Raw genomic sequence first — 20,848 nt, forward strand, 5'->3', positions numbered from 1 at the left:
GAAGGAGGCGGTGATTCGTGATCCTTGTCCAGAGTGTTGCTTGACACCCCGGTGCAAATCCCGACAGGTGCAGGCCATCGCACGAATCCGCATGACGGCCTTCCCATGAACTCGCCCTCCCCGGTCGCCGCCTTTCTGGAATCATGGCTTCCGGGCCATGGACCCGCCGAACTCGCCTTCGTCTTCGTGTCGGCGCTGATCGCGGGCTTGGCGCGCGGGTTCTCCGGCTTCGGCGGGGCACTGATCTTCGTCCCGCTCGCCAGCGCCGCCACGAGCCCGAAAATCGCCTCCGCGTTGCTCCTCGTCATCGACGGGACGATGACGCTCGGCATGCTGCCAGGCGGCTGGAGACGGGCCAACCGGCGCGAAGTCTATACGATGCTGATCGGCGCGCTGGTGGGCGTTCCGGCGGGCACGGCGTTGTTGGCTCTTCTGCCTTCCGTGACGCTGCGCTGGATCATCTCGGTCGTCGTGCTCTGCCTGCTCGTTTTCCTGATCTCCGGCTGGCGTTATCACGGCAAGCCAAAGACGCCGCTGACAATCGGCGTGGGGGCACTCGCCGGACTTTTCGGCGGGGCCGCGCAGATGTCCGGCCCACCGGTCGTCGCCTATTGGCTAGGTGGCGCCATTCCACCGCTGACGGTACGCGCCAACCTCGTGGTCTATTTCGCGCTGGCGACCGTGATTTCAGCGACCTCCTACATCGTCGGAAGCCTGCTCACCGTGGAAGTCCTGGCCATGGCACTGATCGCCGGGCCGGGCTATGGCCTTGGCCTCGCTGCCGGCTCGCAGCTCTTCGGTTTTGCATCCGAAGCGACATTCCGGCGCATCTGTTTTCTGCTGATCGCGATCGCTGCCATCGTCGGCCTGCCTCTCTTCGACGCGTTCCGTCCCTGACAGGATTCCGCATTTCATTCTTCAGCAAGGCTTAACAGGTCCGCGAGTAGGGTCGCGCCATTCGCAAAGAATACGGGCGTGATCTCAGTGAGGAATAAGAAGCGGAGGCTGCAGGCGCTCTGGCGCCGGGACGTCAAACGCCGGCTGGTCGCCGGCGGCCTCGATATGGCTGCGGCTCTCGCGCGGGCCGGAATGATGCCGAACGCGCGCGGTCGCGGCGCGATCTTCACCCTCCATCACGTCCGGCCGAAAAGGACGCGCCCGCTCCAGCCGAGCGAGCATCTCGAGGTCACGCCGGATTTCTTAAATGACGCCATCGAGCGGCTCTTTGCGGAGGGCTACGAATTCATCCCTCTTGCGGATATCCCGTCGCGCCTCGCCAGTCCGACGAAACAGCCCTTTGCCGCCTTCACGCTCGACGACGGCTACAGGAACAATGCCGAATACGCGCTGCCCGTCTTCGCGCGCCATGGCGTGCCCTTCACGGTCTTCGTCACACGCGGATTTGCCGAGCGCACCCATTCGCTTTGGTGGGAAACGCTTGCCGAACTGCTCGGCCGGGAGCGGGAAATCTCCTTCGATTTCGGACATGGCGCCAAGATCACGGGCCTGACCTCGGAAGCCCTGAAATTCGATGCCTTCGACCGCTTCTCCAGATATGTCGAGGAGACCGAAGAGGCGATTGCCGTCTCCAACATCGACGCGCTGGCGCGCAGGCACGGCATCGATCCGCTGAAAATCACCGCCGATCTCACCATGGACGCTCAGGAACTCAGGGCGCTCGCCGCGCATCCGCTCGCCTCGCTCGGCGCGCATACGCTGAGCCACCGGGCGGTCGCCCGTCTTTCCCTGGAGGAAGCCAGCGATGAAATGCGGCAATCGGCAGATTATGTGGAGGCGCTGACAGGCGAGCGCCCAAAGGCGATCGCCTATCCCTACGGCACGCGTCTGGCCGTATCGGAACGCGACTCCATGATCGCGCGCGAACTCGGCTTCTCGGTCGCGGTGACGACGCAGCCCGGCACGCTCTGCGAAAAATATGCGAACCGGCTGACCGCCCTGCCGCGCATCTCGCTCAACGGTTATTACCAGCAGCCGCGATATGTCTCGGCACTCGCCTCCGGGATACCCTTCGCGCTCGGGCGATAACGCTTCCATCTTCCCACATGTCGTTATCCCGAAACCAGTTCCGTTTTCGGGCAACATGCGTCTCACGGATACATCCGCACCTTCTCCCAGGGACCGCCCGGTACGGGGCGGCGGAACTCGATTCGATCGTGCAGGCGGAACTGGCGGTCGTGCCAGAACTCGATCGAAACGGGCTTGATGCGGAAACCGGACCAGTAAGGCGGGCGGGGAATGTCTCCGATCGCGTACCTGGCCGTATATTCGGCAACCGCCTTTTCCAACGCGAAACGGCCTTCGAGCGGCCGGGACTGTTTCGACGCCCAGGCGCCGATCCGGCTGCCACGGGCGCGCGATGCATAATAGGCATCGGCCTCGGCGTCGCTCACCACCTCCACCTCGCCCCGCAGGCGCACCTGGCGGCGCAACGATTTCCAGTGGAAACACATCGCCGCCTTCCTGTTTGCGAGAATTTCACGGCCCTTCTGGCTTTCGAAATTGGTATAGAAGACAAAACCGTTCTCGTCATAACCCTTCAGAAGGACCATGCGGACATTGGGCATGCCGAATTCATCCACGGTCGCCACGGCGACGGCATTCGGATCATTGAGCTCCGTACGCTCCGCGTCCTTCAGCCAGGTTCCGAACAGTGCGAAAGGTTCGGTCTCCTCGGTGAAGTCACCACTTGTTAACTCGCTTTCAGACATATTGACTAAAATACTCCCGAAAAGTGCCCGAAGCTTCTCCATCGGACAGGATGCAAGGTGGTAGTGATATCAAAGTCGAAGAGTCGTACAAAGAGGTCCCTTGCCCTCAGCAAACGCTTCACCGCAATCCTCCTTATCGGTCTCTCACTTGCCGGCTGCACCAGCAGTCTGGATCTCTTCGGCAGTGCGGAAAAGATCGACCGCACCATCGCGACCGGCACCGTGCCCGGCACGGCCCAGCATACGGGTGCAGCACTCTCCGACGAGGCGACGGTCCGCAACGCTGTAACCTCCGCTGATCTCGCCAAGCTCGGCGAAGCATCGGTTCCGTGGGCGAACACCGCAACCGGCAGCGCTGGCGTCGTCTCGCAGATCCGCGAAGCCCGGAATGAAGGGCATATCTGCCGCGACTTCATGACGACGCGGCATTCCTATGAAGGTGTTGCAATGTTTTCCGGACAGGCCTGCCTTACCGGCAGCGGAGACTGGATGCTCACCGCGTTCGACCGACAATAGCCCGCGCCATCCTCACGGCGCGCGCCGGGATATTCCGCCTTTGCCTGCGCGCACCTACGAACAGAATTCCTTCCATGAAACTCTGAACCACTCTCGAAACGGTTTCTTAACCTTAACAACTACCGAGCCTGGTCGCGTAACTACTGATTCAGGAGTCTTGACCTAGATTTCTACCGAACAAGCAGACCATTTGCCGGAACATGAAGAACCGGCGAGTGGCTGTCGGAATTGTGACGAGTATCGGAGGGTCCAAGAATCAAGCGGGGGCCCGCCGCTTCAGGTAACCGGTGGTCCCACAATGCGTGATCCCTATTCCGTTCTGGGCGTGAAGCACAATGCCGACGCCACTGAAATCAAATCGGCCTGGCGCAGCAAGGCAAAGACGCTTCATCCCGATCACAATCAGGATGATCCGTCGGCGGCGAGCCGTTTTGCCGAAATCGGCCAGGCCTACGAGGTCCTGAAGGACCCCGAGCGGCGCAAGCGCTACGATCGTGCTGCTGAAATGCAGCAGACGATCCTGCAGCAGCGTCAGGCTGCGCAAGAAGCAGCCGAACGCGCCAAAGCCGCCAAAGCCAATGCGGAAAAGATCATGGAGGAGCTGGCGCGCGCCAACGCGCAGCGGGCCCAATCCCAAGCTCAATCATCTCAAGATCAGCCTCAGAATCAGTCAGGTTCGGCGGGAGAGACACCGGAGGAGGTGATCGAACGCATCTTCGGTGCAGCCGCAGCCGATCAGGCGAAGGCCCAGGGTCAGGCGAAAGGATCGGCACAGGCTGCCGGCGATACTGCCGAGACGGCAAAAGTCGACCCGAACGGCGAAAAACCTCCCCTGCCGGTCATGGCGGTAGACCTCATCGCCTCGCTCGTACGCCGCATCCGCGGTACCTCACCAGCTCCTGAAAAGGCGCCGGGTTTCTCCGTCGACGCGATAGTGACCGTCGAAGATCTGCTGAAGCAGAGCTGGGTCACGGTCAAGTCGAGTGACGAGCGCGAAGTCCGTTTCACCCTGGAAAAGGGCATGACCGAAGGTCAAGTGGTACGCCTCAAGGGTCAAGGCATCAAACTTGCCGGCATGAAACCGGGCGATCTTCTCGTCACGCTCAAGGTTGCCCACGACACCGCGTTCCGCATCGAAGGTTTCGATCTCCGTACGGTCCTGCCTATCTCTCTGGAGGACGCCGTGCTGGGTGCAGAAGCAACCGTCGAGACGCCCGAAGGCAACCACAGCATCACCATTCCGGCCTGGTCCGGTTCCGACCAGACGATCAGGCTGAGCGGTTTCGGTCTCTATAATGAGGCCGGAGATCGCGGCGATCTCGTCGTCGAACTGCGCATTATCCTGTGGGAAAAGCCGAACGAAAAGGTCACCGACCTGATGCGGCACATGCGTCACGGGCTCTACGTGTAGCGGATTACGCCCGAATATGACAGTTCCGCGTCGGTTTACACCGCTATGCACCCTTGATTACGTCCTTTAACACGAGATGAATGAAGCCAGCTTGAACGCTGGGGCTGCCTATGTCATAGGCAGCATTCGTCTAAAGTTTCAGGGGACTAGGCATGGTTCAGGCTTCCGGCCTCATGGCAGGCAAACGCGGCATCATCATGGGTGTTGCGAACAACCGTTCCATCGCATGGGGCATTGCCAAGGCCATTCATCAGCATGGCGGCGAAGTCGCATTCACCTACCAGGGTGATGCACTGAAGAAGCGTGTCGAACCATTGGCCGCCGAACTTGGCGCTTATATGGCTGGCCATTGCGATGTCAGCGACGAATCGACCGTCGACGCGGTCTTCGAAAACCTCGAAAAGCACTGGGGAAAGATCGACTTCCTCGTGCATGCGATCGGCTTTTCCGACAAGGACGAACTGACCGGCCGTTATGTCGACACATCGGCGGAAAATTTCGCCAAGACGATGCAGATCTCGGTCTATTCCTTCACCTCCGTCGCAAGGCGGGCGGAAAAGCTGATGACCGATGGCGGCTCGATGCTGACGCTCACCTATTACGGCGCGGAAAAGGTCATGCCGAACTACAATGTCATGGGTGTCGCCAAAGCCGCGCTGGAAGCGAGCGTCAAATATCTGGCGGTCGACCTCGGGCCCAAGAATATCCGCGTCAACGCCATTTCCGCCGGCCCGATCAAGACGCTGGCCGCTTCCGGCATCGGCGACTTCCGCTACATCCTCAAGTGGAACGAATATAATGCGCCGCTGCGCCGCACCGTCACCATCGAGGAAGTGGGCGATGTAGGACTCTACATGCTTTCCGACCTCTCCCGCTCGGTCACCGGCGAAACCCACCATGCCGACAGCGGCTACCATGTCGTCGGCATGAAGGCCGTCGACGCGCCCGACATCTCGGTCATCAAGGACTGACCGGCTTTCAGGACGTTTGCCGTGCTCATCTACATGATCCGCCACGGGCAGACGGACTGGAATGCCGAAGGGCGGCTTCAAGGCCAGAAAGACATCCCGCTCAATGCGCTCGGTCGGTCGCAGGCGGTGCGCAACGGCGAGCGGTTGCGTGAAATGATCGGCGCGGCGGAGGGTTTTGCCTTCGTCGCAAGCCCCCTGTCGCGTACCCGCGAAACCATGGAACTCCTTCGCGCCGCCATGGGCCTCGATCCCGAGGCGTATCAAATCGACGAGCGGCTGAGGGAACTTTCCTTTGGCGATTGGGAAGGGCATACGCTCAAGGAAATCAGCCGTATGTCTCCGGATCGCAAGCGTGCGCGGACGCGAGAGAAGTGGAGCTTCATCCCGCCGGGAACGACCGCCGAAAGCTATGAAATCCTCTGCTGGCGGATCGGCGCATGGCTGCAATCCGTCGATGGCCCGACCGTCTGCATCAGTCACGGTGGCGTCATCCGGTCGCTCTTCCGACTGGTCGGCAACCTTGCCGAGGATGACGCAGCCACCGCCCCCACTCCGCAGGACCGGATCCTCAGGATCGATACGGACCATAGCCGTATGGAATGGTTTTAGCGCATCTGCGCCCGGATGGACGCAGAAAGGTTGCTCCTACAAAAGCTACACCTTGTGCATTTCTAAAATCGACGCCGATTGCAGGCAGATGCCGCAATCTTCGAAATATATTTCAAATTACTCTTTTCTGATGTTTTTGGCTTACTGGACGACTTCCAGATCGTCGACGATCCGATTGCCATCCACGACGGTGTAGAAAACCAACACCTTCACGCCCGCCTCCAACCCTTCGAAGTTGAATTCCTCGGGCACCTTGTAGGTCTTTCCGTCATCCAATGTCAGGCTGTACGCCTTCGTATCCACCGACTTGATCGTCGCCTCGACATCCGCGCTTTGCGCCCAGCTGTTCAAGGGTGAAAAGATGCTGGCCGTGGTAAGCAGAGCAGCAATCAGGATACGCATCGTCGGTGCCTTTGGCGAAGTCGAGGTTGTTTTGTTTCAATACACAGATAGCCCCCGGATTGTGGCGAAAATCGCCCGCCACCATGACATTTTCGGTACAAGTAATGACCTGATAGTTAACGCTTTTCAAGATTCTGGCGGCACCTTGCGGCCGGACTGCACAATTTCCGTCAGATCGGGTGAAGTATTTCCGGCGGCAAAAGGCCACGAGGTTTCCAGGTTGCTGTGCAATCGGAAATTAACTCCCTTCCAATAGGCTTTTTCTCCATATCACAGAGGTTAACGAAAAGGTCTGCGCGATTGAAATTCCGGCTTCCGTCCGTTTCCAGATCCCTGCGCCCTTTTCGGAGCACCAAGGCCCCTACAATGATCGCATTCGTCATCGCGCTGCTGGTGATTGTGATCGGCGTTATCATCGACCGGCGCCACACTGAAGACCATCGCAGCGAATTGCGGGCGACGACGGAAAAGGTGGCAGGCCTCCTGGCGCAGCGACTCGCATCCCGCATCGAGACCGACGCCATGACGGCCGACCATCTTGTCTACGCATTGAGGGACGATGCAAAAGGCTCGCCGCTCGCTTTCAAGAATTATGCCGACAAGGCGTTCCGAAACTGGAAGCATTTTTCCGCGATCGCGATTGCGCCGGAATTCCGTCTCGGCCAAGTCGTCACCCGCGAAGGCATCATCGATGGCGCATCGGAGACGATCGGCGACATCGATCTTCCACGTCTTGCAAACGATCTGAAATCGGTCGCAGGCCGCGACCGGGTCTCTCTGCTGAGCGGCACGCAGGAAAACCATCTCACGTTGGTCGTGCCGGTGGCCACGGAAGATGAAAGTGCGGATCTTTGGGGCGCGATCGCGGTCCTCATTGACAAGAAAGGGCTCATGGAAGCCTCCGGCGTCACTTTCTCTCCGGATTCGGCCCTAAGCCCGAACCTCATCGATCTCGGATGGTTGAACGTGGTTCTGCGCGACGCCGACAAACCCGGATATTTCGCTTTCTACGGGGACGATTCCATCGATGAACAATCCCCGATGGAATGGACCGTTCCGTTGAAGGGCGCCAATTGGACCCTGCTCGCAGTCCCTTATTCCGGCTGGGATATCGCCCCGCCGAACCAACTGCATGTCCGGCTGTGGATTGCGCTTGCCGCACTTGCGATCATCATACCGATCTTCGTCGCGACTTCGCTTATCTCAGAACGCAACCGCAATATTGCGGCGCTGAAAGCGCGCGAGCTTAACCTCCTTGAACTTTCGCAACGCTTCACCCTTGCCATGGAGGCTTCGAATATCGGCATCTGGGAGGTGGCTGGCGACAATCACGATCTCTTCTGGGATGAACGCGCCGCCAAGCTGCACGGGAAGGATGCCGCCAGCGGAGGCAATCGCCTCAATGATTGGCTGAACTCAATCTTTCCGGAAGACCGGGCGGCGGCGGAAACGCACTTCTTCAACTGCACCTGCAGCAACACGCCGCGCAGCGAGGTCTATCGCGTGCAATTACCGAATGGCGCCTTGCGATATCTGCGATCGGCCGGAGCGAACTACCGCCACGCCAATGGCACCCACCGCACCACAGGCATCGTCTGGGACGTGACTGCCGACATGGTGATGACGCAGACGCTGCGGAACGCCAAGGAAAACACCGACATCAAGAACGCCGAGCTGGAACTCGCCCTCGATGAACTATCGAACCGCGAGCAGGAACTGGAAGAGCTCTCGACCAAGCTCGATCTCGCACTTGCCTCCTCCAATTGCGGCATATGGGAATCCAACCCTGTCACGCATGTCGAAATCTGGGATGAGCGGATGTGCCAATTGCATGGGATTCCATTTGCGAACGGCGGCATCCATGCGGATCAGTGGATCAACCTCCTCCACCCCGAAGATCGGGAAAGGGCCAAGCGGACCTCCTATCATTTTGCGGGCAGCTTCCGCCCCGATCCGCTTGTCGCCCGTGTTCCGCAGCCGGACGGCTCCATCCGCTATATCCGCTCGATCGGCAAGCTGCATGTGACTCGTGACGGAACGAAAAAGGTGGTCGGTATCGCCTTCGACGTCACCCAGGACGCGATCCTCACCCAGCAGCTCAAGGCCGCCAAAGATGAAGCCGACGCCAAGAACGCCGAGCTGGAACTCGCCAAGAGCCGTATCGAGCACAATTCGCTGCACGACCCGCTGACACTGCTTGCCAATCGCCGCAAGCTCGACATGGAACTCGATCGTCTGTCACGTTCCAGCCAGAACGAGCGGCAGAAATTCTCCATCCTGCATCTCGATCTCGACCGCTTCAAGCAGATCAACGATACGCTCGGCCACGCGGCTGGCGACGCCATGCTGGTGCATGCGTCACACATCCTGTCGCGCAACGTCCGCGGCTCGGATGTGGTTGCACGCATCGGCGGCGACGAATTCGTTATCCTTGCCTCCGGCAATTCCAGCGCCGAACAGATGGCACAGCTTGCCCAGCGCATCATCGCGGAATTCCACCAGCCGATCGATTTCGAGGGCTTTTCCTGTCGGTGCGGCGTCTCGATCGGGATTGCCCAGGCGAGCGGCCTGAATGTCGACGCGCGCCGCACCCTGGTCAACGCCGACATCGCGCTTTATCGGGCGAAAGGCATGGGCCGCAACCGCTATGAATTCTTCACGCAGAACCTGCAGGCCGAGATCGTCAATCAGAAGCGGACCGCCGACGAAGTGCTTGCAGGCATCGACAACTACGAGTTCGCAACCTGGTACCAGCCGCAATTCTGCGCCCGGACCAACGAGTTCACCGGGGTGGAGGCTCTCATCCGCTGGAATCACCCGCATCACGGAATCCTCACCCCCGATCGGTTCCTGAAAATCGCCGAGGACCTCAACGTCTCGGCGACGCTTGACCAGATCGTGCTCGAGACCGTCTTGAAGGACAAACTGCGCTGGATTGCGCTCGGCATCAGGATCCCCAAGGTTTCCGTCAATGTTTCCTCCAAAAGGCTGCATGACGAGACGCTGATCGACACGCTGAAGGCCCTGCAGATCGAGCCTGGCGAAATTTCCTTCGAACTGGTTGAATCGATCTTTCTCGACGAAAGCGAAGACTCGGCGACCCGCAATCTCGAACGCATCAAGGAACTTGGCATCGATATCGAGATCGACGATTTCGGCACGGGCCACACGTCGATCGTCAGCCTTCTGAAGCTGAAGCCGAAGCGTCTCAAGATCGACCGCCAGCTTGTCATGCCGATCCTGAGCTCGCCGCAGGAACGCGCGCTCGTCCGTTCCATCATCGACATCGCCCGGTCGCTCGGGGTCGAGACCGTGGCGGAAGGCGTGGAAACGATGCAACATGCGAGCCTGTTGCGCGAACTCGGTTGCGACCTGCTGCAGGGCTACGCGTTCTCCCGGCCGCTTTCCTTCAGCGACTTCACGCAAGCCGCACTCGCCGGCTGGCGGAAAGCCGCCGCATAGACACATCGTTCACCCGTCGGCGGCACCCGTTCACGCAAGAAAAGCTTGTCGCATGGCCGCCTTTTCCATATGACAGCCGCGTCAGCAGTCGGCGGGAGGCCAACTCCGCCATAGCCGGTTATAACGTCATGTCGCATAACACGTTCGGTCACCTTTTCCGCGTCACCACCTGGGGTGAGAGCCATGGTCCGGCGCTCGGCTGCGTCGTTGACGGCTGCCCGCCCGGCATTCGCTTCACCCAAGCCGAAATCCAGGCATGGATGGACAAGCGAAAGCCCGGCCAGTCGCGCTTCGTGACCCAGCGGCGCGAGGACGATATCGTCAAAGTGCTATCCGGCGTAATGATGGATGAGGACGGTGAGACGATGATCTCAACCGGCACGCCGATTTCCATGCTGATCGAAAATACCGACCAGCGCTCCAAGGATTATGGCGAGATCGCCCGCCGCTACCGCCCGGGACACGCGGACTATACCTATGACGTGAAATACGGCATCCGCGACTATCGCGGCGGCGGACGCTCGTCCGCCCGCGAGACGGCTGCCCGCGTGGCGGCAGGAGCGCTCGCCCGCAAGGTTGTTCCGGGGCTCAATGTCCGCGCCGCGCTGATCCAGATCGGCAAGCACCGGATCAACCGCGCCAACTGGGATTGGGAGCAGGTCGGCCAGAATCCGTTCTTTTCCCCCGATGCCCAGATCGTGCCGGTCTGGGAGGAATATCTGGATTCGATCCGCAAGGCAGGTTCCTCGATCGGCGCGGTGGTGGAAGTGATCGCCGAAGGTGTGCCCGCCGGTCTCGGTGCTCCGATCTACGGCAAGCTCGATCAGGATATCGCCGGTCTTCTGATGTCCATCAACGCGGTCAAGGGTGTGGAGATCGGCGAGGGTTTTGCTGCAGCGGAACTTTCCGGCGAGGAGAATGCCGACGAGATGCGCATGGGCAATGACGGCAAGCCGATCTTTCTCTCCAATCACGCCGGAGGTATTCTCGGTGGCATCTCGACCGGCGAGGCGGTGATCGCCCGTTTCGCGATCAAACCGACCTCCTCCATTCTCACCGAACGGCATTCGATCGATGCGGACGGCAACAATGTCGAAATACGCACCAAGGGTCGTCACGATCCCTGCGTCGGTATTCGCGCGGTGCCGATCGGCGAGGCCATGGTTGCGTGCGCCGTTGCCGACCACTATCTCCGCCATCGGGCACAAACCGGGCGCACTCTTTAGGAACGACATCCATGGCCTATGACCAGAAACGCGTCGTCGACGCCATCCGAGCCTTCGAAGCCGGCGAAATCGTCGTGGTTACCGACGATGACGACCGAGAAAACGAGGGCGACCTGATCGTGGCGGCCGTTCACTGTACGCCGGACAAGATGGCCTTCATCGTGCGTCATACATCCGGCATCGTCTGCGCACCCATGCCGCGCGAGGAGGCCAAGCGCCTCAATCTCAACGCCATGGTGGCCGAAAACGACAGCGCGCATACGACCGCCTTCACCGTCACCGTCGATTTCAAGCACGGCACGACGACCGGGATTTCAGCGGAGGACAGGACCCTCACCGTCCGCAATCTGGCCAATCCCAATGTCGGCCCCGGTGATTTTGTACGGCCCGGCCACATCTTCCCGCTGATCGCCCGCGAAGGCGGCGTTCTGATGCGTTCCGGCCATACGGAAGCGGCTGTCGACCTCTGCAAGCTCGCAGGCCTGCCGCCAGTCGGCGTGATCTGCGAACTCGTCAACGACGACGGCACCGTGACCCGCGGTCAGCAGGTTGCGGACTTCGCCGCCAAGCACGAGCTTAAGCAGGTTTCGGTTGCCGATCTCATCGCATACCGCCAGCGCAAGGAAACGCTCATCGAACTGCAGTCCAGTTTCGACATCGAGACCATGCACGGCAACGCCAAGGCACATGCCTATTCTCTTCCCTGGGATCCGATGCAGCATGTGGCGGTGATCTTCGGCGACATTCGCGACGGCGTCGACATTCCCGTCCGGCTCCATCTCGAAAACGTCACCCGCGACGTTTTCGGTGCCCAGAGGCCGCTCGACCGCTACATGGCGAAGATTGAAGAAGAGGGGCGTGGCGTCGTCATCTACCTGCGCGAAGGCTCCGTCGGCGTCGGCCAGAAGGATCATGGCCGCAAGCTGCGCCACGACCAGGAAGGTCATGCCGAGGCACAGGCGCGCGAAAGCGAATGGCTGGAAATCGGCCTTGGTGCACAGATTTTGAAGGATCTCGGCGTCACGTCGATCAAGCTCCTGACCCGCAGCGAGCGCCACTATGTCGGCCTCGAGGGTTTCGGCATCAAGATTTCCGAGACCGTGATCTGCTGATCGCCTTTTAGTTGCATTCGGTTTTATGCGCGCTAGATTGCTACTCTGTTGAGGGGCGGCAATTTTTCGTGTACGAATAATATGAAGATCGTCTGGGACGAGCCGAAGCGGATAGCGAATGTCGAGAAGCATGGTCTTGATTTTGAGGACATTGCTTATTTCCACTGGGAAACGGCCGTTATGGAGCGAAGTCATTCCGGCCGCACCAAGGCAATCGGCTATTTCGAGGACGGCACGGCGGTTGTCATTTTTGCGAGGCTGGGTACTGAAGCCATTTCAATCATCAGCTTCCGGCCCGCTAACCCAAAAGAAAAGAGGCTCCTGACATGGCAGTGAAGCGTCAGACTCTCAAGGAATTCCAGCCCGGTCGCGGCTACACCAAAGAAGATTGGGACGCGGTTGACAGCCCGCCGCTCACCGATGAAGAACTCGCACGCATGCGTCCGGCGCGCGAAGTCATGCCGTCCGAGTTCTTCGAGGCGATCGAGGAGATGCGTCGCGCCCGCGGACGGCCCAGGGTCGATGCGCCGAAGGTTGCCGTGACGCTCAGGCTCGATCCGGACGTGCTCGCAAAATTCAGGGCCTCGGGCAAGGACTGGCGTACCAAGATGGCCGAGGAACTGCGCAAGGCCGCAGGCCTCTGACATCGCCCTAACGGCTCGCCGCGAGGATCGCTTCGATGAAACTGTGGGCCTTCAGTGCATCGTCGCCCGTGACGCGGAGAGCTGCGCCGTTTTGAACGGCATCGATGAAGTTTTCCATCAGCGCCCGGTGCATCTCGTGGCCGAAAGCCATGGGATCGGCGCCTGCCCCGCTGCCAATCTTCTCGCCGCCTTCACTGACGCTCGTGCCGTCCACGAAGGCGGCTTCTAGCTTGTCGCCGGTGAAGACCGCCGCACCCTTTGTGCCAATCAGCTCGATGCGCTCGGCCAAGCCGGGATAGGCGCAGGTCGTGGCATTCAGCGTGCCGATCGCGCCGTTCTCGAAGGAGAAGGCGGCCGTCACCAGATCTTCCGTCTCCATCGTATGGATGGGCGTGGTGCGGACGAAGGAAGAGACATCTTTGGGAGTCCCGGCAAAACTGAGAAGCAGGTCGATCGTGTGGATGCCCTGTGTCAGCAATACACCGCCGCCGTCGCGGGCGCGGGTGCCCCGCCCTTCGACATCGTAATAGCTCTGGGGGCGCCAGTTGCGGATCGCCGCCGAAGCTTCGACCAACTGTCCCAGCCGCCCCGACTTGACGATCTCATCAAGCTTCAGGGCCGCCGATCGGAAGCGATTCTGGAGGACCATGCCAAGCAAGACGCTTGCTTCTCTCGCCGTCCGGACGATCGCTTCGGAGCGCGCAAAGGAGATATCGAGCGGCTTTTCGAGCAGAATGTGCTTGCCGGCTTCCGCTGCCCGCCGGACGAGCTCCAGGTGGGTGTTCGGAGGCGTCAGGATCAGCAACGCCTCGATTGTCCTGTCGGCAAAGATCGCGTCGAGGTCGCCGCTCGTCTGGATCGGATATTGCGTGGCGAATGCTTCGCGCCGGGCATTGCTCCGGCTGTAGGCCGCAACGCATTCGATCCTGTCGGAAAGGTCGAGCAGCGCGCGGGCATGATGTCCCGAAGCCATCCCGAGCCCGATCATCGCCACCTTCAACCTTGCCATCATCCCCTCCCCGGAATGGTTTCAGCCGAGAACTTCAATCGTCCGCATAATGCCGCGTAGCTCCGCAAGCCCCTTCAGCCGGCCGATGCAGGAGTAGCCGGGATTGACCTTCCTGCCTATGTCGTCGACGATCGCATGACCATGGTCCGGTCGCATGGGTATCTGCCAGTCCGCCCGCCCGTCCGCCTTGCGGCGCTTCTCCTCCGCCATCAGTGCCATCACCACACGAACCATATCCGTATCCCCTTCCAGATGCTCGGCCTCGTGGAAGGAGCCGTCACCTTCCCTGGTGACGTTGCGCAGGTGCGCAAAATGGATATCCGGGCCGAATTCCTTCGCCATGGCGACCAGATCGTTTTCCGGGTTGGCGCCGTAGGAACCGGTGCAGAGCGTTATGCCGTTCGAAGGAGACTTCACGGCGGCAAGCAGCGCGCGGGCATCGGATGCCTTGCAGACGACGCGCGGCAGGCCGAAAAGCGGGAAAGGCGGATCATCCGGATGGATCGCCATCTTCACGCCCGCCTCTTCGGCCACCGGAATAATCTCCTTGAGGAAGGCGAAGAGGTTTTCGCGGAAACCATCCTCCGACAGTTCCCTGTAGATATCCAGCATGCGGTTGAGGCTCTGCCGGTCGTAGACGAATTCGCGCGCAGGCACCCATTCGATGAGGTTGCGCTCCAGCCTTGCAAGATCACTCCCGCTCGCCGTTTTCAGCCACGCCGCCGCCTTTTCGATCCGGTCGGCGGGATGGTCCCGTTCGGCGCCGGGGCGTTTCAGGATGAAGACGTCATAGGCGCAGAACTCGACAATATCGAAGCGCAGCGCCGTGCCGCCATGCGGCATGCGATAGTCGAGGTCGGTACGCGTCCAGTCGGTGATCGCCATGAAATTGTAGCAGACCGTCCTGATGCCGGCCCTGGCGACGGCGCGGATGGACGCCTTGTAGTTGTCGATCAGTTCGCGATAACGGCCGGTGCGGGTCTTGATATCTTCATGGACGATGATGCTTTCCACCACCGACCAGGTAAGGCCGGCTTCTTCGATGATCGCCTTGCGCTTCAAAATCTCGTCGTCCGGCCAGATGCGGCCGTCGTTCAGGTGATGCAGCGCGGTGACGATGCCCGTCGCGCCCGCCTGCTTCACATGCGAAAGGGCTACCGTATCGTCCGGTCCGAACCAGCGCCAGGTCTGTTCCATCGTATTTTACCTTATGCTTGTCAGCCGAGCCGCATGCCGGTGGCGGCATCGAAGACATGACTGTTGGTGGGCGCAAGCGCCAGATTGAGCACTTCGCCGGTCCTGATGAAAAGCCGCTCGCGCAGTTGCGCGGAAATTTTCTGCCCGTCGACCGTGCCCTGCACGAAGGTTTCCGAGCCGGTCGGCTCGATATTCGTCACGGTCATCGGAATGCCTTCCCCTGCCGGGGCAATCGTCAGGTGCTCCGGACGGATACCGTAGGTGACCGCAACACCGGAGGCAGCGGAGGCTTCGGAGCCGAGCGGCAGGCGAACACCGTTTTCGGTCACGACCGATTTACGATCCTCGGCGACCTTGGCCGAGAGGAAGTTCATCGACGGCGAGCCGATGAAGCTCGCGACGAAGGTATTGACCGGCTTGTCGTAAAGGTCGAGCGGCGCGCCCACCTGTTCCACGACGCCATCCCTCATCACCACGATCCGGTCTGCCATGGTCATGGCCTCGATCTGATCGTGGGTGACGTAGACGGTGGTCGTCCTGATGCGGGCATGGATGTCCTTGAGTTCGGCGCGCATCTGCACGCGCAGCTTGGCATCCAGGTTCGACAGCGGCTCGTCGAATAGGAAGACTTTCGGGTTGCGCACGATCGCGCGGCCCATGGCGACGCGCTGCCGCTGACCGCCGGAAAGCTGTTTCGGATAACGCTGCAGGTAATCGGTGAGGCCGAGGATGCGCGCGGCATCCGTCACGCGGGAGGCGATCTCCTCCTTCGGTTTCTTCGCCAGCCGCAGCGAGAAGCCCATGTTTTCGGCGATCGTCATATGCGGATAGAGCGCATAGTTCTGGAAGACCATGGCAATATCACGGTTCTTCGGCTCGACATCGTTGATGACGCGGCCGCCGATGCGGATCGTGCCGCCGGTGATTTCCTCCAGGCCTGCGATCATGCGCAGAAGCGTGGATTTGCCGCAGCCGGAAGGGCCGACGAGCACGACGAAGGCACCATCCGGCACGTCGACGGAGACGCCCTTGATGGTTTCGAAATCGCCATAGGCCTTGCGGACATTCTGGATTTCAACGGAAGCCATGAATTTATCCTGAAATTGCGTGTGTCTGGGGGCTGAGCCGGTCGGCGGCGCGGAGGGCTGCGAGCAGGCTGAGGCCGGTGTGATAACCGGGATCGAGGTCGGGCGTGGCGGGGACGAAATCGGCCGGTCCGTCTTTCGTCATGGGCTGGTAGGCGATCGGCGGCGTACCGCGCCAATAACGTTCGAAGAAAGCTGCATGCGCCGCTTTCCATATCTCCAGACTCTCGGCGCTGCGGGTGCGCTCGTGGCAAAGCGCGGCGGCGCGGATCGTCTCCGGCAGCGACCACCAGGGGCAATAGGGGCTCTGCGGCTTGCCGGTCGCAATCGAGACGGTCAGCGCGATGCCCGGCCCGACAAAGCCCTTGCGGAACGAAGAGACAAGAACGCGTTCCAGCGTTTCGATCAGCGCCGGATCGCAATTGTCGTCAAGGTAGTCGAGCGCGAAGCCCACGAATTCGATGCCGTGGCCGACATTGCAGGCGTCCTCGCCCGGCACGTTGCGGAGCAGCCCGGTTCCGGCATCGAGATGGAGGTCGATGACATGGGCAATGAAGCGGTCGGCATATGCGAGATGCGCCGTATGGCCGAAGCGTTTCAGCATGCCGGCGGCGCCGAGCAGGATCATGCGCGGGCCGAAATCATTCGCCTGCATGGCGAGACTGTCGAGCGACAACGGCCGGCGCTCGTCCATCTGGAAACGGCCGTGCTCGATCGAGGCGATGACCCCGTCGAAATAGGCGAGATGGTCGGCCAGGCCGGCCAGACCGTAACGGCTTGCGGCGGCGACCAGCCCCTTGGCCACGAAGGCATCCGAATAGGTGTAGATCAGCGCCGGCCTTTCCTGGGGCCGGACGGTGCCGGCGGCCTCGGCATAGACCGGCACCATGTCCCGGCCGTAGCAGAAATAGGCATGGCCGTCCGGCTTCTGCAGGGCGGCGAGCAGGTTGTAAAGGCGCCGGCCGGCCGCATCGAGCTTTCCGGCGAGCGGCGGCAGCTCGTCGTCGAAGAATGCCGCATGCATGACGAGGGATTCCAACCCCCTGCCCTGGATCCAGCCATAGGTATAATCCGGGCCGCGGATGCCGTCTTCCAGACCGTAATCCTTCAGCGTCAGGCTGTTCTGCTTGGTATTGAGAAATCCGCCGCCGAGCATCGGCCGCTGCAACATCCAATAGAGCGTGCCGGCATTGGCCGCAGCATAGACGGTACGCGCTTCTTCAAAGAAATCCATCGCATCACTCCTTCAAACCGGTGCTTGCGACACCCTGCACGAAATTGCGGCGCAGGATGACGAAAAGCAGGATCGAAGGAATAAGTACCGTCGCCGAAGCCGCGCTCAAGCGGCCGAGATCAACCGTGAAGCCGGTCTGGAAGAGCGCCAGCCCCACTTCGATCGTGTAGCTCGTTCGGGTCGTGGCGACGATCATCGGCCAGGCAAAGGCAGTCCAGGCCTGGAAGAAGGCGAGCACTGCAAGCGCGCCCAGCGCGCCGCGAAGGAGCGGCAGGACGATGTGCAGAAAAATCCAGAATTCGCCGGCGCCGTCGATACGCGCCGCCTCCAAAAGCTCGTCCGGGATCGAATGGATGACGTTCTGGCGGATCAGGAAGATGCCGAAGCTCATCACCAGATAACCGAGCAGCAGGCCCCAGACGGAATTCAGGATGCCGAGGCTCTTTGCCTGGAAATAGAGCGGGATCATGTAGACCTCGAACGGTACGATCGCCGTCGCGAGGAACAGTGCGAAAATGACGTTCAAGGTTCCGAAGCGGAATTTTCCGAAGATATAGCCTGCAATCGCCGATGTCGCGACGATGGCAAGCGTCGAAAGGATGGCGAAGGCGAGGCTGTTGCCGATCCAGCGCAGGAGCGGCGTCTCGCCGAGCACGGCCGAGAAATTCTCCAAGGTCGGATCGCGAGGGATGATGGTCGGCGGCCAGGCAAGCATTTCGGCCGGCGTCTTGAAGGCGTTCGCCACCAAGAAGACGAGCGGCAACAGCATCAGCAGCGAGACGACGATGAGGAAAGCATCGATCGCGAGATTGGTGAGACGCTTCCTGCGGCGCAGGCGGCGGCCTTCGGCAAGCTCGTCCGGCGTCGGCTCCACATGAATGGTCGCAATATCGGTCGTCATGCCTTGCCCCTTTCCCGCAGCATCGAGAACTGGATCAGCGTCAGCACAAGCACGATGACCAGAAGCACCACGGCTTCCGATGCAGCATAGCCGACGCGGTAGTTGCGGAAACTGTTTTCCAGCATGTCGAGTACCAGCACGCGAACCTGTCTTCCAGGCGCGCCTTGCGCATCGGATGCCAGGACGAAGGCCTGGGCATAGACGTTGAAGCCGGATACCAGCGTCACGACCGAGACATAGAGTGTGATCGGTTTCAGCATCGGGATCGACAGATGCCAGAAGCTCTGTGGGCCGGAGGCGCCGTCGAGCTTTGCCGCTTCGTAGAGAGAAACCGGCAGGTTCTTGAAGCCGACGATATAGATCAGCACCGCATAGCCCAGCGCCTGCCAGGAGCAAAGCACGATGATGCAGATGACTGAAAGAACCGGGTCGAACAGCCAGTTCTGCGCCGGGATGCCGAAAAAGGTCAAAAGGGCGTTGAGCGGACCGAGCCGCGCGTCGAAGATCCACTTCCAAGCCATCGCGGCGGGCACCAGTGAGACGACATGGGGAATGAAGACGGCGGTCTCATAGAACCCCGCCATTCGCGATCGCGTGCGATGGAAGATCAGCGCGGCGATGACGAGCGCCATCGGGATCGTCAGCGACAGCACGCCGAAAGCGATGATCGTCGTGTTGACGAGCGCGTCGAGAAACAGGTGGTCGCCCATCAGTTCGCGAAAATTCGCGAGGCCGATGAACGGCTTCCGCTTCGACAGGATGTCCCATTTGAAAAGGCTGAGCCTTAGCGTGTCGGCGATCGGATAGAGCCGCACATAGACGAAGATCGCCAGCGTCGGCAGGATCGCGAGGATCGCAAAAATGAATCTTTTGCGCTTCAGCATATGGTCATCCCCGAAGAGCGCCCGGGACGATGATGCCCCGGGCGGATGCAATTGGCGAGTGGCAGGTAAGCGATTATTTCGCCAACAGGCCTTCGCGATCGAGGATCGTGTCGACCTCATCGCTTGCCTTCTTCAGGAAGGCGTCGATCTTGGCGTCGTCACCGGCCATTGAGGCATCTCCGAAGGCGACGACAAGCTGCGCCGCTACGCGGGTCAGGATTTCCTCGATCGGGCCGATCGACGGCAGCGTGAAGAACTCATACCCCTGCGGATAATCGACGAAGGCCGCGAAAGCCGGCTGCTTGGTGGTCACGCTCGAATAATCGACGCCCGAGCGGTTGGGCAGCCAGCCCACATTCTCAAGCAGCCAGACGAGGTTTTCCGGCGAATTGGTCGCCTTGGCGAATTCCCAGCCTATGTCCGCATCGTCACCGGCCACGTAGAGGTTGGTCGGCAGGGCGATCGAGCCCTTCGGCAGCGGTGCGGTTGCGTATTTCAGATCCGGCGCCTTCTTGGCGATATCGCCGATCACCCAGGATTCGCGGATGAACATGGCCGTCTGGCCGCGCTCGAAGGCATCGGCGTCAGCCGGCATTTCCGGCGTCACGGTCTTCAGCGTAAAGATGTTCTCGAGATACTGCTTCAGCGCCTTGCGGCCGGCCTCGTTGGCGAAATTGGTCTTCCACTTGCCATCACCGGCCGGAACCAGGATCGAGCCACCGAACTGATGCATGTTGATCCAGAATTTTTCCGCAATGCCCTGACCGCCGCCGGAAAGACGCAGGCTCCAGCCGGAAACGGTCGTTCTGCCGGAAGCGTCGCGCTGGGTCAGCTTCTCGGCATATTTGGAATAATCTTCCATCGTCTTCGGCGGTTCGGTGAGGCCTGCAACCTTGAACATGTCGGTATTGTAGAAGAGTGCACCCTGGCCGCGGAAGAGCGGCACGCCATAAACCGTATCGTCGTAGCTTGCCGTGTCGCTGAAGAACTTGTCGAAGTTCTTCGGGTCCTTCACGAAAGTCGCGATATCGTCCGGCGCTTCCGGAAGAAGATCGTTCTCAAGGTAGCGGGTCGCGGTCGAGCCGGAAAGCTCGATGACGGTGACACCTTCCTGCCCGCCCGTAAGGCCGAGCGCCACGCGCTTTTCATGTTCGCGAAGAGCGATCGCCTCGACCTTCACCTCAAGGTCCGGATGGGCAGCCTTCAGACCCTGCGCGACATGCTCGTAGAATGGCGCCATTTCCGGATAACCGCTCCAGACCGTCAGCGTCTCGGCCGAAGCGGAAGAAACGCCGGACAGCAGAGCGGCGCCGAATACCGCGTTCAGGAGCAGCGCGCGGGTGGAAATCCTGTTCTTTACTGATGCGTTTTTCATGTCCCTGTTCCCTCTTGTTGTTGACAAAAAACTCTCATGCAACCGGTTGCGTGTCAAGCATCGGATGGCTGTTCGTGTCAG

20 protein-coding genes are annotated in these 20,848 nt (G+C 60.6%); 11 read left to right on the forward strand and 9 right to left on the reverse strand.

The window, feature by feature from the left end:
- Window positions 1–105: 105 nt before the first annotated feature.
- Window positions 106–897, forward strand: a complete 792-nt coding sequence (locus JL39_RS27070; RefSeq protein WP_037159805.1) for a sulfite exporter TauE/SafE family protein — start codon at window positions 106–108, stop codon at window positions 895–897.
- 165 nt (window positions 898–1,062) lie between these two features.
- The gene (locus JL39_RS27075) at window positions 1,063–2,046 is read left to right on the forward strand and encodes a polysaccharide deacetylase family protein (protein ID WP_081953044.1); all 984 of its coding nucleotides are present in this window, start codon (window positions 1,063–1,065) and stop codon (window positions 2,044–2,046) included.
- A gap of 62 nt (window positions 2,047–2,108) precedes the next feature.
- Here JL39_RS27075 and pdxH read toward each other — a convergent pair whose 3' ends face one another.
- The gene (gene pdxH / locus JL39_RS27080; RefSeq protein WP_037158116.1) at window positions 2,109–2,729 is read right to left on the reverse strand and encodes a pyridoxamine 5'-phosphate oxidase; all 621 of its coding nucleotides are present in this window, start codon (window positions 2,727–2,729) and stop codon (window positions 2,109–2,111) included.
- Window positions 2,730–2,786: 57 nt separating this feature from the next.
- Here pdxH and JL39_RS27085 point away from each other — a divergent pair, with 57 nt between their 5' ends.
- The 4 genes from JL39_RS27085 to JL39_RS27100 all read left to right on the forward strand — a co-directional run bounded on the left by JL39_RS27085 (window position 2,787) and on the right by JL39_RS27100 (window position 6,236).
- Window positions 2,787–3,245: an RT0821/Lpp0805 family surface protein gene (locus JL39_RS27085; protein ID WP_037158123.1), complete on the forward strand. Its 459-nt coding sequence runs from the start codon at window positions 2,787–2,789 to the stop codon at window positions 3,243–3,245.
- A 298-nt stretch (window positions 3,246–3,543) separates the two neighbouring features.
- Complete coding sequence (locus tag JL39_RS27090; RefSeq protein WP_037158124.1) at window positions 3,544–4,656, forward strand: DnaJ C-terminal domain-containing protein; 1,113 nt, start codon at window positions 3,544–3,546, stop codon at window positions 4,654–4,656.
- A 152-nt stretch (window positions 4,657–4,808) separates the two neighbouring features.
- Window positions 4,809–5,627 (forward strand): enoyl-ACP reductase FabI, encoded by an 819-nt coding sequence (gene fabI / locus JL39_RS27095; protein ID WP_037158126.1) that lies wholly within the window; start codon window positions 4,809–4,811, stop codon window positions 5,625–5,627.
- A gap of 21 nt (window positions 5,628–5,648) precedes the next feature.
- The gene (locus JL39_RS27100) at window positions 5,649–6,236 is read left to right on the forward strand and encodes a histidine phosphatase family protein (protein WP_037158128.1); all 588 of its coding nucleotides are present in this window, start codon (window positions 5,649–5,651) and stop codon (window positions 6,234–6,236) included.
- A 141-nt stretch (window positions 6,237–6,377) separates the two neighbouring features.
- Here JL39_RS27100 and JL39_RS27105 read toward each other — a convergent pair whose 3' ends face one another.
- Window positions 6,378–6,638 carry a DUF1344 domain-containing protein gene (locus JL39_RS27105; protein WP_037158130.1) on the reverse strand — a complete coding sequence of 87 codons (261 nt, stop codon included), beginning with the start codon at window positions 6,636–6,638 and terminating at the stop codon, window positions 6,378–6,380.
- Between the two features lie 366 nt (window positions 6,639–7,004).
- On the opposite strand from JL39_RS27105, the gene JL39_RS27110 reads away from it, so the two are divergent.
- From JL39_RS27110 to JL39_RS27130, 5 genes are all read left to right on the forward strand, one after another.
- Complete coding sequence (locus JL39_RS27110; protein WP_081953012.1) at window positions 7,005–10,100, forward strand: EAL domain-containing protein; 3,096 nt, start codon at window positions 7,005–7,007, stop codon at window positions 10,098–10,100.
- 128 nt (window positions 10,101–10,228) lie between these two features.
- Entirely contained in the window at window positions 10,229–11,326 is a 1,098-nt protein-coding gene (gene aroC / locus JL39_RS27115; protein ID WP_037158133.1) for a chorismate synthase, read from the forward strand.
- An 11-nt stretch (window positions 11,327–11,337) separates the two neighbouring features.
- The gene (gene ribB, locus JL39_RS27120) at window positions 11,338–12,438 is read left to right on the forward strand and encodes a 3,4-dihydroxy-2-butanone-4-phosphate synthase (RefSeq protein WP_037158135.1); all 1,101 of its coding nucleotides are present in this window, start codon (window positions 11,338–11,340) and stop codon (window positions 12,436–12,438) included.
- A gap of 81 nt (window positions 12,439–12,519) precedes the next feature.
- Window positions 12,520–12,774, forward strand: a complete 255-nt coding sequence (locus tag JL39_RS27125; protein WP_037158137.1) for a BrnT family toxin — start codon at window positions 12,520–12,522, stop codon at window positions 12,772–12,774.
- Entirely contained in the window at window positions 12,765–13,082 is a 318-nt protein-coding gene (locus tag JL39_RS27130) for a BrnA antitoxin family protein (protein ID WP_037158139.1), read from the forward strand. The genes JL39_RS27125 and JL39_RS27130 overlap by 10 nt, the downstream gene beginning before the upstream one ends.
- Window positions 13,083–13,089: 7 nt before the next feature.
- Here the strand turns inward: JL39_RS27130 and JL39_RS27135 are convergent, their stop codons facing one another.
- From JL39_RS27135 to JL39_RS27165, 7 genes are all read right to left on the reverse strand, one after another.
- The gene (locus JL39_RS27135; RefSeq protein ID WP_037158142.1) at window positions 13,090–14,091 is read right to left on the reverse strand and encodes a Gfo/Idh/MocA family oxidoreductase; all 1,002 of its coding nucleotides are present in this window, start codon (window positions 14,089–14,091) and stop codon (window positions 13,090–13,092) included.
- 21 nt (window positions 14,092–14,112) lie between these two features.
- Complete coding sequence (gene uxuA, locus JL39_RS27140) at window positions 14,113–15,288, reverse strand: mannonate dehydratase (protein ID WP_037158145.1); 1,176 nt, start codon at window positions 15,286–15,288, stop codon at window positions 14,113–14,115.
- 20 nt (window positions 15,289–15,308) lie between these two features.
- Window positions 15,309–16,376 (reverse strand): sn-glycerol-3-phosphate ABC transporter ATP-binding protein UgpC, encoded by a 1,068-nt coding sequence (ugpC, locus tag JL39_RS27145; RefSeq protein WP_037158154.1) that lies wholly within the window; start codon window positions 16,374–16,376, stop codon window positions 15,309–15,311.
- A 4-nt stretch (window positions 16,377–16,380) separates the two neighbouring features.
- The gene (locus JL39_RS27150) at window positions 16,381–17,607 is read right to left on the reverse strand and encodes a hypothetical protein (RefSeq protein ID WP_037158156.1); all 1,227 of its coding nucleotides are present in this window, start codon (window positions 17,605–17,607) and stop codon (window positions 16,381–16,383) included.
- 4 nt (window positions 17,608–17,611) lie between these two features.
- Window positions 17,612–18,508 carry a carbohydrate ABC transporter permease gene (locus tag JL39_RS27155; protein WP_200884013.1) on the reverse strand — a complete coding sequence of 299 codons (897 nt, stop codon included), beginning with the start codon at window positions 18,506–18,508 and terminating at the stop codon, window positions 17,612–17,614.
- Window positions 18,505–19,392, reverse strand: coding sequence for a sugar ABC transporter permease (locus tag JL39_RS27160; RefSeq protein ID WP_037158164.1), 888 nt, complete (start codon window positions 19,390–19,392; stop codon window positions 18,505–18,507). The genes JL39_RS27155 and JL39_RS27160 overlap by 4 nt, the downstream gene beginning before the upstream one ends.
- A 73-nt stretch (window positions 19,393–19,465) precedes the next feature.
- Window positions 19,466–20,767, reverse strand: coding sequence for an extracellular solute-binding protein (locus tag JL39_RS27165; protein WP_037158167.1), 1,302 nt, complete (start codon window positions 20,765–20,767; stop codon window positions 19,466–19,468).
- Between the last annotated feature and the right edge of the window lie 81 nt (window positions 20,768–20,848).

It is taken from the genome of Rhizobium sp. YS-1r (assembly GCF_000757525.1).
In the GTDB taxonomy this organism is placed as follows: domain Bacteria; phylum Pseudomonadota; class Alphaproteobacteria; order Rhizobiales; family Rhizobiaceae; genus Neorhizobium; species Neorhizobium petrolearium.

Excerpts from the sequence above, each read along its gene's own strand:
- JL39_RS27075 (WP_081953044.1), top strand. The coding sequence starts at position 1,063 with ATGGCTGCGGCTCTCGCGCGGGCCGGAATGATGCCGAACGCGCGCGGT.
- ugpC (WP_037158154.1), bottom strand. The coding sequence starts at position 16,376 with ATGGCTTCCGTTGAAATCCAGAATGTCCGCAAGGCCTATGGCGATTTC.
- uxuA (WP_037158145.1), bottom strand. The coding sequence starts at position 15,288 with ATGGAACAGACCTGGCGCTGGTTCGGACCGGACGATACGGTAGCCCTT.
- JL39_RS27105 (WP_037158130.1), bottom strand. The coding sequence starts at position 6,638 with ATGCGTATCCTGATTGCTGCTCTGCTTACCACGGCCAGCATCTTTTCA.
- fabI (WP_037158126.1), top strand. The coding sequence starts at position 4,809 with ATGGTTCAGGCTTCCGGCCTCATGGCAGGCAAACGCGGCATCATCATG.
- JL39_RS27070 (WP_037159805.1), top strand. The coding sequence starts at position 106 with ATGAACTCGCCCTCCCCGGTCGCCGCCTTTCTGGAATCATGGCTTCCG.
- JL39_RS27125 (WP_037158137.1), top strand. The coding sequence starts at position 12,520 with ATGAAGATCGTCTGGGACGAGCCGAAGCGGATAGCGAATGTCGAGAAG.
- JL39_RS27155 (WP_200884013.1), bottom strand. The coding sequence starts at position 18,508 with ATGACGACCGATATTGCGACCATTCATGTGGAGCCGACGCCGGACGAG.
- JL39_RS27130 (WP_037158139.1), top strand. The coding sequence starts at position 12,765 with ATGGCAGTGAAGCGTCAGACTCTCAAGGAATTCCAGCCCGGTCGCGGC.
- aroC (WP_037158133.1), top strand. The coding sequence starts at position 10,229 with ATGTCGCATAACACGTTCGGTCACCTTTTCCGCGTCACCACCTGGGGT.
- JL39_RS27135 (WP_037158142.1), bottom strand. The coding sequence starts at position 14,091 with ATGGCAAGGTTGAAGGTGGCGATGATCGGGCTCGGGATGGCTTCGGGA.
- JL39_RS27090 (WP_037158124.1), top strand. The coding sequence starts at position 3,544 with ATGCGTGATCCCTATTCCGTTCTGGGCGTGAAGCACAATGCCGACGCC.
- JL39_RS27150 (WP_037158156.1), bottom strand. The coding sequence starts at position 17,607 with ATGGATTTCTTTGAAGAAGCGCGTACCGTCTATGCTGCGGCCAATGCC.
- JL39_RS27110 (WP_081953012.1), top strand. The coding sequence starts at position 7,005 with ATGATCGCATTCGTCATCGCGCTGCTGGTGATTGTGATCGGCGTTATC.
- JL39_RS27165 (WP_037158167.1), bottom strand. The coding sequence starts at position 20,767 with ATGAAAAACGCATCAGTAAAGAACAGGATTTCCACCCGCGCGCTGCTC.
- pdxH (WP_037158116.1), bottom strand. The coding sequence starts at position 2,729 with ATGTCTGAAAGCGAGTTAACAAGTGGTGACTTCACCGAGGAGACCGAA.
- JL39_RS27160 (WP_037158164.1), bottom strand. The coding sequence starts at position 19,392 with ATGCTGAAGCGCAAAAGATTCATTTTTGCGATCCTCGCGATCCTGCCG.
- ribB (WP_037158135.1), top strand. The coding sequence starts at position 11,338 with ATGGCCTATGACCAGAAACGCGTCGTCGACGCCATCCGAGCCTTCGAA.